This is a genomic window from Peribacillus sp. NJ11, assembly GCF_030348405.1.
Taxonomy (GTDB): domain Bacteria; phylum Bacillota; class Bacilli; order Bacillales; family DSM-1321; genus Peribacillus.
Map to the genome: position 1 here is coordinate 3,790,464 of NZ_JAUCFO010000001.1, position 12,306 is coordinate 3,802,769.

11 protein-coding genes and 3 pseudogenes are annotated in these 12,306 nt (G+C 35.4%); 13 read left to right on the forward strand and 1 reads right to left on the reverse strand.

Annotation, left to right across the window (positions count from 1 at the left end):
* Positions 1–61 precede the first annotated feature (61 nt).
* The 9 genes and pseudogenes from QUF86_RS18730 to QUF86_RS18770 all read left to right on the forward strand — a co-directional run.
* The gene (locus tag QUF86_RS18730; RefSeq protein ID WP_289335176.1) at positions 62–490 is read left to right on the forward strand and encodes a DoxX family protein; all 429 of its coding nucleotides are present in this window, start codon (positions 62–64) and stop codon (positions 488–490) included.
* A gap of 406 nt (positions 491–896) precedes the next feature.
* Positions 897–1,382 carry a peptidoglycan-binding domain-containing protein gene (locus QUF86_RS18735; RefSeq protein WP_289335178.1) on the forward strand — a complete coding sequence of 162 codons (486 nt, stop codon included), beginning with the start codon at positions 897–899 and terminating at the stop codon, positions 1,380–1,382.
* Between the two features lie 445 nt (positions 1,383–1,827).
* Entirely contained in the window at positions 1,828–2,169 is a 342-nt protein-coding gene (locus QUF86_RS18740; protein ID WP_289335179.1) for a sulfurtransferase, read from the forward strand.
* Positions 2,170–2,183: 14 nt separating this feature from the next.
* Positions 2,184–2,369, forward strand: a pseudogene (locus QUF86_RS18745) (metal-sensing transcriptional repressor); the annotation flags it as partial.
* A 455-nt stretch (positions 2,370–2,824) separates the two neighbouring features.
* The gene (locus QUF86_RS18750; RefSeq protein ID WP_289335180.1) at positions 2,825–3,295 is read left to right on the forward strand and encodes a DUF2690 domain-containing protein; all 471 of its coding nucleotides are present in this window, start codon (positions 2,825–2,827) and stop codon (positions 3,293–3,295) included.
* Between the two features lie 232 nt (positions 3,296–3,527).
* Positions 3,528–4,310 (forward strand): putative protein N(5)-glutamine methyltransferase, encoded by a 783-nt coding sequence (locus QUF86_RS18755; protein WP_289316303.1) that lies wholly within the window; start codon positions 3,528–3,530, stop codon positions 4,308–4,310.
* A 302-nt stretch (positions 4,311–4,612) separates the two neighbouring features.
* On the forward strand, positions 4,613–5,908 hold the full coding sequence (locus QUF86_RS18760; RefSeq protein WP_289335181.1) for an IS110 family RNA-guided transposase: 1,296 nt from the start codon (positions 4,613–4,615) through the stop codon (positions 5,906–5,908).
* 488 nt (positions 5,909–6,396) lie between these two features.
* On the forward strand, positions 6,397–6,612 hold the full coding sequence (locus tag QUF86_RS18765) for a hypothetical protein (protein ID WP_289316304.1): 216 nt from the start codon (positions 6,397–6,399) through the stop codon (positions 6,610–6,612).
* Between the two features lie 51 nt (positions 6,613–6,663).
* Positions 6,664–6,825: pseudogene (locus QUF86_RS18770) on the forward strand (IS6 family transposase); the annotation flags it as partial.
* 182 nt (positions 6,826–7,007) lie between these two features.
* On the opposite strand, the gene QUF86_RS18775 reads toward QUF86_RS18770, so the two are convergent.
* Complete coding sequence (locus QUF86_RS18775; protein WP_289316305.1) at positions 7,008–7,142, reverse strand: hypothetical protein; 135 nt, start codon at positions 7,140–7,142, stop codon at positions 7,008–7,010.
* 762 nt (positions 7,143–7,904) lie between these two features.
* Between QUF86_RS18775 and QUF86_RS18780 the strand changes: the two genes are divergently transcribed.
* The 4 genes and pseudogenes from QUF86_RS18780 (at position 7,905) to QUF86_RS18800 (ending at position 12,277) form a co-directional block, all read left to right on the forward strand.
* Entirely contained in the window at positions 7,905–8,132 is a 228-nt protein-coding gene (locus tag QUF86_RS18780) for a hypothetical protein (protein WP_289316306.1), read from the forward strand.
* A 212-nt stretch (positions 8,133–8,344) separates the two neighbouring features.
* A pseudogene (locus QUF86_RS18785) lies at positions 8,345–8,606 on the forward strand (HAD-IC family P-type ATPase); the annotation flags it as partial.
* A 1,503-nt stretch (positions 8,607–10,109) separates the two neighbouring features.
* On the forward strand, positions 10,110–10,718 hold the full coding sequence (locus QUF86_RS18795; protein ID WP_289316307.1) for a ClpP family protease: 609 nt from the start codon (positions 10,110–10,112) through the stop codon (positions 10,716–10,718).
* 1,133 nt (positions 10,719–11,851) lie between these two features.
* Entirely contained in the window at positions 11,852–12,277 is a 426-nt protein-coding gene (locus QUF86_RS18800) for a VOC family protein (RefSeq protein ID WP_289335182.1), read from the forward strand.
* The last annotated feature ends 29 nt before the right edge of the window (positions 12,278–12,306 follow it).

The window sequence follows — 12,306 nt, forward strand, 5'->3', positions numbered from 1 at the left end:
GATTTTTTTACACCATTACACTACACTTTGTAGTGTGAAATAAAATAAAAGGAGATGTGTCATGAATAAACAGGAAATCGGTACCTTTTTATTAAGAGTAATATTGGGAGTTACATTTTTGTTGCATGGTCTGTCAAAATTCCAAGGTGGATTGGAAAACACTTCAGGATGGTTTCAAAGTATAGGCATTCCCGGGTTTATGGCTTATGTAGTTGGTACAATTGAATTGGTTGGAGGAATTGCTTTAATTTTAGGTCTTGGAACAAGGATAATTTCTGCCCTCCTTATAATCATTATGGCTGGTGCAATTGTTTATGTGAAATTTCCATCAGGTTTTATGGGGAATGGAGAAGGTACAGGTTTCGAATTAGATCTCATTCTTATGATAATTGCACTTCACCTGGTATTAAATGGAAGTGGATTCCTATCTATAGACTCTAAGTTACCAAATCTTAAAAGAGGACAAGATTCAGAAACGATAGCAAGTTAATAGGGATAAACATTATCACAGTGTTAAGTTTATAGCTCACCAAATTGAAACGAATAGACTAAAGTCAAAAAGGACCTAATCGATTAGGTCCTTTTTTTTGATGGAGCGATATTCTGTTGAAATGCACCAACCTTTGATTTTCTACTATTGGATACAAATAATCGCTAAAGAAAATCGAGTCAGGGTTTAATGGTTTGGAATTTCAAAATTGGGCTATTGTGTTTTTCTCTTTGTAAAAGGTTCTACATTCTCATATTTGTCCAATAACTACCTTGTCCTATTCTGTGGTCCTTCTGGTGACACTGCTTTTTAGCAGAACAAAACAGGACAATGGTCGGAAGGGGAATATACAATCTGAGGGGAAATAAAATGGTTTAGATGCACAAAAAAAGAGGGAGATGGCGCTATGAAGAAATTACTTACTGGTATGGTAGTATTAGCAATGGCCCTGGGGATTTCTTTTTCAACCGCTTCAGCATCTGCTGGAGGATTTCACCACCCGGAAAGCTGGGATAAAAACTCGATTTTGCGGAAGGACACTCATGGGGTGGAAGTAAGAAATATGCAGTATATCCTGAATGTCATGGGTTTTTATACGGATTCCGCAGTGGTTGACGTTGATGAAATTTTTGGGCCGAAGACCGAAGCGGGTGTAAAGAAATATCAAAAAGAAAACCAATTGAAAGTGGATGGTGTGGTTGGTCCCCGGACGTGGGATAGCTTTTCTAAATATATTAAGAAGAATGGCGAGAACACATATGGAGCAGGCGGGAACATGGGTCTCAGAATCAAATGGAAGTACGACAATTCTACCTATACATCCGGCTCAAAAGCCTATATTTACGGTAATGGAGATACATTAAGCGACCAATATCGTTTGTATGCGAATTAATAACACAGTAATGCCCTGATAAGTTAAATGAGGTTAAACAATTGAACAGCCTTGCAAAAATGGTTTACTAAGCGTTCAAGTGTCAGAGAAGGAGCAGGGAGTATAATTCTATTAAATCCCTCCTTTCTATTCGTTTCAGGTTAATTGTAAAAAGCCGATGATTCCTAAGTAGGAATCATCGGCTTTATTCATTAGAAATATGTGTTTTCTGCGTTTGTAGGTAAAAGAGAGAGGCTGATGCTAAAGCACCCCGAGGATTAAATTTCAACTGAGTTGAATAATTGAGTTAAATATTCTTTATGTGCTTCCTAAAATATAGAAAAATATATACTAGGAGGAACTGATGTATCTACATCGCAGTCAACTGTATATATGATTAACTAGCTTGACAACATACCCCTTTAGGTATTGTGTGATGTGATAAATTGAAACATAGTTGGTGGATATGATTTTTCAATTAATCATATTATTTGTCGTGATTTTGGTCCCGAATTTGTATAAAAGTTATGTTCCTGTTAAAAACATTCTTTACCAAAAGAATAATAGGAAAGAGCATAGCGCCATTTTATTAGATATAAGGGCTTATAATCAAAAACGGGATGATATCAATAGAGATGCTTTGAATATCCTTTATGCATATTTGAAACGTGTTAATAAAGAAATCCCACATGAAAACATTCATGTAATTGCTACCGATAAATTAGAAGTAAACTTGGGGCTGCGCTTCTTAATTGGAAAAGGAATTAAGGTAACCAGTTATGAGATAAGTGATTGTGTTTGTAAATAGAGGGTGGGTAGAATATGGAATACGATAAAACCGTCATCAATCGGTTAAAGAGAATTGAAGGACAAATTAAACGAGTTCTAGGAATTATGTAGCAGGGAAAAGACTGTATAGATATCGTCACACAGTTGTCTGCTGCACGAAATGACGTTGATAGGACTATGGGAGCCAGGGCATATTTAATTGTGGCATCTTTCAACCTCATTTATTAGGTACTTCCTTTATCCGAACAATTGAAGATGCGGATAATATTGCATATGAACTCGGTATTAAGGTACCAGACCATATTTATAAATACAAGGATCTTACCCCAGGGATTGCAGCAAAAGAAATCCTTAAGGAATTAAATGATTTATGGAACAATGGATATGATGAAGAGAGTTTATTAAAGGGCGCTTTAATGGAACAAGCAGCAAAAAGGATCTTCAATTGAAGATCCTTTTTAATACCGATAATACCTCATTATGTTAACTAGATTTGTATATAGTACTCATTTGATTTCTTTTTTAATTTATTTTAAGAAAATTAATACTTTAGTAGCTTTTTTGCTTAGTTGCTGTCAAAAAAATGTCCGTTTTTTAAATGTAAAATAGTCCCTTAGTTCATCGCAATACAAATTTTTACATGGTAAAGTTTAGGGAAAAGGGGAGCTGTTATAATGAAAAAATTATTAAATATTGGGATGATATTTACTTTTGTCTTTGGTCTGATATTTGCGGTTTCACCAGCTGAAAAAGCATTTGCCCTATCTTATGATGGTACAAATCCTATTACAACAGGTTGTTCAAGTGATGGAGTCACCAAAGCTTCAAAACATATCATTGACTCCAACGGTTATTATCTTGGAACTGTATACCTAAAATGGAGTTATAAGTGTCAAACATCTTGGGCTTATATGAAGCTTACTAATGCTGCTCCGATAGATGCCTTTGGGAATGCAACTGTGTATAGTTATACTAGTAGCGGTACTAAAAGAACATCTTATTCTTGTGCTAGTAGTGGTGGTAACGGGAGGATAAATCGTGGTCAAACCTCCTGTCATAGCGCACAAGTGTATAATGGTGTTGGGTATAAGGCTTACGCCTTTGGAGCTGCTGGAGGTGGCACAGCAAAAACTACTTGGTATTAATCTGCGAAGAAATTTTGCGTCCATCAGTAAAATGAGATTTAGAATTATTACTCTGATAATCCATATATATTTTGTCTTGTTGCATAATCGGGCGCTATCCTTGAATAAGGGTAGTGCTCTTTTGCATTTAAAGCCCATTTTATTGAAGAAGGATTTCTCCAATTTTTAACGAATACAGGGTTATAAATAAGCAAAAGTGGTGAGATAAATAGGAAAAAAATTAAATTTCTTTTTGGACAATAAAACGGAAAAATGTATAATTAACAGGCTTCGGAGCGCGGGTTGTGTTTTCGCAGAAGATGAGACCCGGTTACTTATCTCAGAGGCACGAACTCCAGAGGACCTCAAGAAAATGGTGGAAATGCGAGCCGATGGTTTACCTCTTGAATATGTTGTTGGATACGCAGAGTTCTGTGGTTTGCGGATAGAAGTGGACCGAGGCGTTTTCGTGCCTCGCCAACGTACCGAGTTTCTTGTTCACCAGGCAGAAGCCCTGTCATGTTCTGGTGATATCATCGTTGACCTATGTTGCGGGTCAGGTGCTGTGGGTGTAGCACTGGCGGCAGCTTTAGGACGAGTTGAATTGTATTCTGTTGACATTGACCCTGTCGCAGTACGATGCGCTGGCCGCAACGTAACGGATTTCGGTGGCCATGTTTTTGAAGGTGACTTGTATAAAGCTCTGCCTCGCTCACTTAAAGGCCATGTGAACATCCTAGTTGCGAACGTACCTTACGTTCCTACCGAGGCAATCAAGCTGCTCCCACAGGAGGCTCGCCTCCATGAACTGAAGGTGGCGCTTGACGGAGGAGAGGATGGACTTGACATTCAGCGAAGAGTAGCAGAAGAAGCATTTCTCTGGCTAGCACTGGGAGGACATCTTTTAATAGAGACGAGCGAAATGCAGGCACCTCAGACCTTTGAAGTCTTTGCTGGTGCTGGGCTTACCACGAAAGTGGCTAGAGACGAGGAACTGGACGCTACTGTCGTTATCGGATCGAATTCTGGTTTTTAGAGTAAATAAGTTTTTAGTCTTAATCACAAATGAATGATAATTTCTTAGCACTATACTAATAAACAAAAAAATCCTTCTTCAATTAAAGGGCGCTATTCTTTAATAAGAATCGCATTTCTTAATGAACTAACGGATGCGTTAGCTGCTGTCTTTTAGGCAGCTTTTTCTTTATGCAACTATCGGGGCAGCATTCCTGTAATAACTGAAAATGAGGTTTAAACGAAAAAAGACCTCTTGATAAGATGAATGTGTCCTGAGCTGGCCAGCTAAAAAGGACAATACATCTATTTGGAGGTCTCACAATGAATTATAACCAAAATCATAAAATCTCTCAAATTACTTCTGAAACCTTAATTGTCGGAGTAGATATAGCGAAGCACAATCATGTCGCTAGAGCACAAGATTTTAGAGGATTGGAACTAGGTAAAACGTGTTTCTTTGAAAATACGAAAGCAGGATTTCATTCGTTTCTAGATTGGATTACCCAACTTGTTAAAGGGTGTAAGTTAAATCAAGTGATTGTAGGGATGGAGCCAACCGGTCACTACTGGTTAAATCTAGCTCATCTTCTAAAAGAGAATAATATTAAGTTCGTATCAGTCAATCCACTACATGTTAAACGAAGTAAAGAATTAGACGATAATTCACCTACAAAGAATGACGTGAAAGATGCAAAAGGCATCGCACAGTTAGTCAAAGACGGAAGATACGCCGAACCAACAATTCCACGAGGAATTAATGCAGAACTCCGAGTGGCCAAAAAACTTCGCGATCTTCTCAACGTTGATTTACAGGTCGTTCAGGGACAAGTTCATAACTGGCTTGATCGTTACTTTCCCGAATTTTTGACGGTGTTCAAAAGTTGGGAAGGCAAGGCAGCTATTCATTTTCTAAAGCTAAAAGCCTTGCCACATGAACTTGTAAAGTATACGGATGAAGAGCTCTTACTTTCCCTAAGACAATTGGTAAAACGCAGTATAGGCTTAAAGAAGATACGAGCACTTAAAGAAGCAGCCAATCGTTCGATTGGTATTCGTCAAGGGGCAGCTATGGCGAAATTAGAGTTGAGAGCTTTACTAGAGAAGTATGATTTTATTCAAATGAAATTCGAAGAAATAGATCATCAATTAGATCAGTTATTAGACCATATCCCAGGTGTCACACAGATGTTAGAGGTGTCAGGAATCGGTCGAGATACAGTAGCAGGGTTTTTCGCAGAGGTCGGCGACCTCAGAGACTATCAACATCTTCGCCAAATCGTAAAATTAGCAGGTTTAAGTTTAAAAGAAAACACATCCAGAAAGCACAAAGGTCAGACCAAGATTACCAAACGGGGACGAAAGAAATTAAAGGCTCTCTTATTCCGGGCAGCCATGATACTGGTGGCAAAGAACAAGGCTTTTAAAGCTCTTCACATATATTACACAACACGTTCTCACAATCCCTTAAAGAAAATGCAATCTCTGATAGCTTTGTGTAACAAGCTTATTCGAATTCTGTTTTCAATCGGTAAAAAACAATTTACGTTTCAAGAAGACAAGATGTTAAAGGATATCCCTCATATGGCAACATTTGTAGACCATCAAACAGTCGCATAGTTCAATGAATTTTAAGGTTACACGGTCATTTAATTAACACTTATTTAAAAGTGAAGCACGGATTAGTCGGCAAAGCAACTAACGTGAGGACTTAGATCCTGTGGGGCAGCATGACCGACATCCACCACATGGAAAGGTTGAACGAAGGAATGTAGGAGCATCGACTCTGTTAGACATGGGAGGGTTGACCTCCATGAGACATGTGGATATCCTAAAGTGCGATCATGACATTGCTTAAACCAACTTTTTCCTATGATTGGCTAGTTTACCATGCACTTTTTTCGGTAAATCCCTATTCTTGAGGAGTATTGCCGAGCTTACATAGATAACGGTTAATGATATGGCTATGAAATCCTAAGAATTCTAGAGCAATCGTGAGATTGTGTTTAGTTTATTGAGGGAGTTTAGTTCCATAAGGAGTAAATGTTTTAATAGCAGGATATTTTAGGAAAAGAACGTATATATTGAGTTAAAAAGGAGGTGATTATTTGAATCCAACAAAAATTAGAAATTTAATGTGGGGCTTTATTTTATTAGGAGTTTTCTCTTTACTTCTACAAGGTGCAAGCATACCAAGTATTTTAGGTTCTCAAATAGGGGTTAATCCTTTTCACGTTTTAAAGATAATTGCTTTTATATCTTTACTGTCAGCTATAGCAAGTTATATCAAATACCAAAAAGCCAAAAGGATAGAAACTATTTAGCATTAACCTAATACTGCTTCGGCAGTTTTTTTTATGCAACTAACGGGTGCGCGAGTCCGTTCTATGCTAGGATTAAAAACGTTTCGAACAGCCAAACAAATCATCTGTGGAGTGGAGGTGATGCATATGCTGAAAAAAGGACAACTTCAACAAGGGATGAAGTCTGTCCAAAGTGAGATTGAATTTATACAATTATTTGGAGTAGCTTCATAATTCATAGATGAAAAGGATATCGAGATTCTATGTTTCTAACAGGTCATATTTGCACCAGAACCAAAGTCTATTATACCTATGAAGAGTCAAGTAATCCTTCATGTTAGTGGATTGCTTGACTCTTCATTTTCGTTCACCTGCAAGTTTCTTTTCGGAAAAGCAAAGAAATCACGAGATTGTACTTATTTGGCATTGCGCGGGGGCTTATTAGTTGGATAAATTGCTTTTTCCAAGTCTTCTGCTGCGATCACTGGATCTACTGTATTGCTATTAGCTTTTCCCTTCTGACTATAGCCTTTATCACGCTTTTGGCTCATGTTTAGAACCTCCCTCCATGTAGCTTCATTTGTTAAGATGGACTAATAGATGGCGACTTATTCACCAAACGAGAAGAGCCTTTTTTGATGTGAATACATCCATATAGGGTTTAATATGTAAATGATGTCAGCTAATGTTGATATACAATTCAATGTTTAAACATTCCCCTCTTTAAATTGTATTGATATTGTGAAATGTTGTACTTAAACAAACGGGTGCTTTAGCTGAAGATCGGAGCTGTCTTTAAGGCAGCTTTCTTTATGCAACTATCGGGGCAGGTTAGGTGAAGAGGAGTATCCTTGAAACGTGTAGAATTACATAAATCAAAGCTAAAGGAAGGAATTAAAAATGGATAAGGAAAAACAATTAGTTATTCGCGGTAATAAAATTAAAAGATAATACAACTAGATTATTTCTTAAATATAAATTTGTGATATTAGCCTTAGGTATACCAGTTTTGTTGTATCAACTTTTTAAAAAAAATAAAATCATAAACATGATTTACAATCTTTTATTAGTGCCTTTAAATTATTACTACTTATATTTAACCTTGGGGCATGTTTTTATCATGGAGGTAAGGGAGAATGGTTATGGTTATACATAGTTTAAAATTCATCTAGTTTACATAAGATTGATTATAGGGAGTTAAAAATACACAAAAAGTAGTGTCTCAAAATTTGGGCATGCTGGGTGAAAAAAATGAATAAACAATCATATAAGGCCAATTCTATATACAAGAATGATAAAAAGGAGATTACATCGTGAAGCCATATGAAATAAAAAATATGATTATTGATGACGAGTTTGATGGTGAAGAATCGATTACAGCTGATTTTACTCACAATTATAAAGACTATAGCATTACTTTTAAAAAAGCAGATCTTGAAATAATTAATACATGGGTTTTTGAGGATGGTTCATCTCTTCCAGCCAATTTATCAGCTACTATCATTGAATCAATAAGGGAAGATATTAAAAAGAGAACCTAGTCATATGTACTAAATCTTTTTTGTGTAAAGAAGTTTGGTTTTAAAGAAACTGATGAATGGTTAGTATTAAATTTTTTTTATAATTTGTGAAGACACTTAAACAAACATGGGCGTAGAGGATCGGGTCTCTCCTTAAGGCAGCCTTTTTTAATTAAATTGAACTAAGGGGCGGAAAGCTCTCTTTAAGAATATTTATACTGCGATTAATAACAACGGTGATGCTAACTGGTGATAATCAAAGAAGTGTAGCAGCAATTTAAAACCGATCTACTACCAGAAGATAAACTGAATTTCATTAAAAAAATTCGTGGTAAACATCAAAGTGTAGCAATGGTTGGGGATGATGTCAATGATGCACCCGCACTTGCAGCATCTTCGTTTGGTGTGGCGATGGGTGGTGCTGGACCTGATACAGCATTAGAAACTGCTGATATCGCATTAATGTCTGATGACTTAAGCAAATTGACATATACTGCTGATACAATTGTCCATGTCACTTTGATCAACTCCACTTTTTCAAATGTAGGTGAGTTATATCCTTTGGTACGGGAGCAATGGGATATTCGGATTGTTTTAATAAAGGCTTCCCATTTGGAAAGCCTTTATTGATCTTTACTCCGTTACCCTTATTAAGCGTAAACTGTTTAACGTTACTATTAAGGTTGCTCCCATATCAGCAAATATTGCTATCCATAGTGTTAACCAACTGGCATAACTAACAGCAATGCTACTAACTTAATTGCTAAGGAGAAGGAAATATTTTGCTTGATGATGGTTATTTTACCTTTGGTGTATCCCTTCTTTGATTTTTTACTTGAACCGAAGCTAAAGTAAAAGTTCTACAAAATTATGGCCAAGAAGCATAAATATGTCGCTCAAGAAGTGGCAACTCATTAAAGAGGTAAAAAAGATAAATAAATCTAAACATAAAAAAGCACTAATCCCTTGGGAAATGGTGCTTCTTTTTTTACTTATTATAATCCATGTCAAATAATTATTTCATTGAGCTTTATTTATTTTACTGAGCTGATATTAAGACCTTCAAAACCTTGAGAAATCAACCTTCAATACACTTATTTAATTCAGTTAAACCAGTTTGATTATATGAAACAAAATTGACAGGGAAGGGGTCGTGGGTTTGAATCCCTCACAGGTCATCAACTGCCAAAGGCTCAAATCCTTGATATAACAAGGGTTCGGGCCTTTTTTCTGTTTTCCGCTCTATCCTTTTTTCTGCATGTTTATACATTGCACAAAGACTGCACGTGACGGTTAATTTATCTTACAGTACAAAGGGCTCCATAGTATGCTGTTAGAACCCGTTATGTCCAGAAGCAATCATCAAACCGATCGGCTTTGGGTTCACTTCATATGGGGTTCTTTTTTGTATAATAAGTAAAAATCGAATTGGTGAATTTTCAAAAGAGTATAAAACACTTTACTGAAAAGAAATAAATAACTTATCGATAAATCCTTATGTGATATCTGTTAGTTCAAAGTCAATTACATATACTAATGAGTTTAAAAGAATATTTATCGCTGAATAAGGAAAGCTACTACGTCTTATTTTTGAAGAGTATGGATTTGATATTGAATCATTCGTACTGACAGGATTAAAAAAACAGCCTCTAGATGGCGTATTGCTTATAAAAAATAATACTTTTAATGTAAATGTATCTATTTGATTTCATTTATTTCTTTTTGTCATTGGTGAAGTTGCATAAAAAAAATTACCGATTTTTAAAAAGATTTCACTTATGTAATATTTTCTTACCAAAAAATAAGGGATTGATCTCTTATTTCTTTTTGTTATGTTTCCTTATTTCACTTATCTATGTTCTAAAAAATAATGGACTTTAAAATGATGATGAATACTGTTGCGAAGATTATACTTGCTGAATAAATTAATAAATAGATATGATTGTGTATTACCCTTTTTCTTCCTATAACACAGCATATTATTAAGGAGGATTTATAATGAAAAAAGTTGAATTCAATAAAGAATATTTGGAATTAATCGGGAATTTACCTGATTCTCTTGAGGAGTATCAGTTTTACCTGGGACTGAAAGAGCGGAAAATTTATTATAATTATGATGTGGATACAACCATTGTCAATAAAATTGTTTATTGGATTCAAGAATGGAATCGAGAAGATGAAGAGTTAAATATTCCAATAGATAAAAGAAAGACAATACAAATTTATGTAACATCTAATGGTGGAGATGTAGTGGCTGGTTTTTCTGCCATTGATGCAATTAAATCAAGTAAAACGAAAGTTGAAACCATTGGTGTAGGATCTTGTGTTTCTATGGGTGCGTTACTGTTGATTAGCGGACATTATAGAAAAGCATATCCCAATACAATAATTCTTATTCATGATGGAAGTATGTCTGTTCAATCAACTTCTAAGAAGGCTAAAAATACAATGAATTTCTATGATCGTTTAGATAATCGTATTAAGAAGTTTGTTGTGGAAAATACCAACATTTCAGAAGAATTGTATGCTGAAAAGGAAGATGAAGAATGGTACATGTTTGCAAATGACGAAGGTTTGAGTTTAGGAATTGTACATGAAATAATTTAATAGTTATAGTTAATAGGGAAGTGAAATTGGTTATAATTCTTGCTTGTTACTAAAGACATCATTCAATTATTTTTAGAAGAAAAACGTGAATTTTTTTCGGTTATATAGTTAAATCTGTGCTAACAAACAATAAATATCATTATTTTTTCAAGATTAATTACCTCTAAAACTTTTATATCAACATTCTATAGTTATTTTCCGTCTTTTTTAGAACGTGAGAATTTAAACGAGATGGGTTACTTATATAATAGTGGGATACAAATTTAGTCTGAGAGCCATTGGTCAACCAGGGGCAAATTAGTATGATTCTAAGCTACAAAAGATTAAAGACTAGACAAACTTTCAAAAAAATTGGGAATAAAAAGAACTGATAGTCCGGAATAGATGACTGACTACTCAGTATTTAAGTAAACTATGAACGCTAAAATTAAGTAAACGTCAAGTAGCCCCAAAATACTACATAAGTGGTGTATTTCGGGACTACTTTTTGTTCGCTTCATTTTTTATTGGTACTCTGCATATGGAAGGCAAAGTCCAGGAGAGAAAATCTACCATGTACCGGGCGGGGAATTTTAAGATGAATCGGCTGCGGAAGAAAAAAGAATTGATTGGTCTATGCAATCCATCAGGTTCCTTTTTTAGTTAAGTACGGCTAAAAGAGGAATACTGAAGGATTTTTCTATTAGTTCAGCAAAGAGATTCAAGAAATTCCATCTTAAACGTAATTGGGTGTCATGATCATTAGGCTTGATAAGGACCGTGATTTCTCCTGCTTCTATACCTTTTATGAATAACAAACAAAAAATAGATTTTTTTAATGCAAAAGCATTTGTTGGTGTTTAATCGAAGAAAATTCCAAGGTGAATGGTTCAGTGTTGTGTAACAATGTGTTCATGAACAAAACAAACACTTTAAGCTAGTGGGATAATCATTTAATATTTTATTTAAACCAGTCTGTCACCTGAAAAATTGTTAGTATTCAAGTGATTTTCATTGACGAACACACGTTCTCCATTATAAAATACAGTCATGGGTAATAATGGTATAGTGGTTATTGCCCACAACTTCAAAAAGAGGCTTGGAAGTTACTCAAGCTTTCTAACAAAAATTAGAACAAAAGGAGCTATTTAATTATGACCATGCGACTGTCTCCCTATTTAATGATGAACGGAAATGCAAAGGAAGCGATTCAATTTTACGAAAAAGCACTTGATGCGAAAGTCCTTTTTAATCAAACTTTTGGAGAAATGCCTGAAAACCCGGAATTTCCTCTACCAGAAGAAGCAATGGATCTTGTGGCACACGCAATGTTAAAGGTTGGAGAAACGGACCTCATGTTTTCAGATATGTTTCCAGGTCAGACCAGTCAAACTGGGGACCAAGTTACGATTTGTATTTCTATTGATGATATTGAAAAATCAAAACAGATCTTTGAAACCTTGTCTCAAGATGGACAAGTGAAAATGCCGCTGCAGGAAGCTTTTTTTAGCCCTGCTTATGGGATTGTATTGGATAAATTCGGTGTAACCTTTCAAATTTATACAGAGGGTAAGCAATAATTTTTTCTAGTTAAAAATAGCCCCAAGGA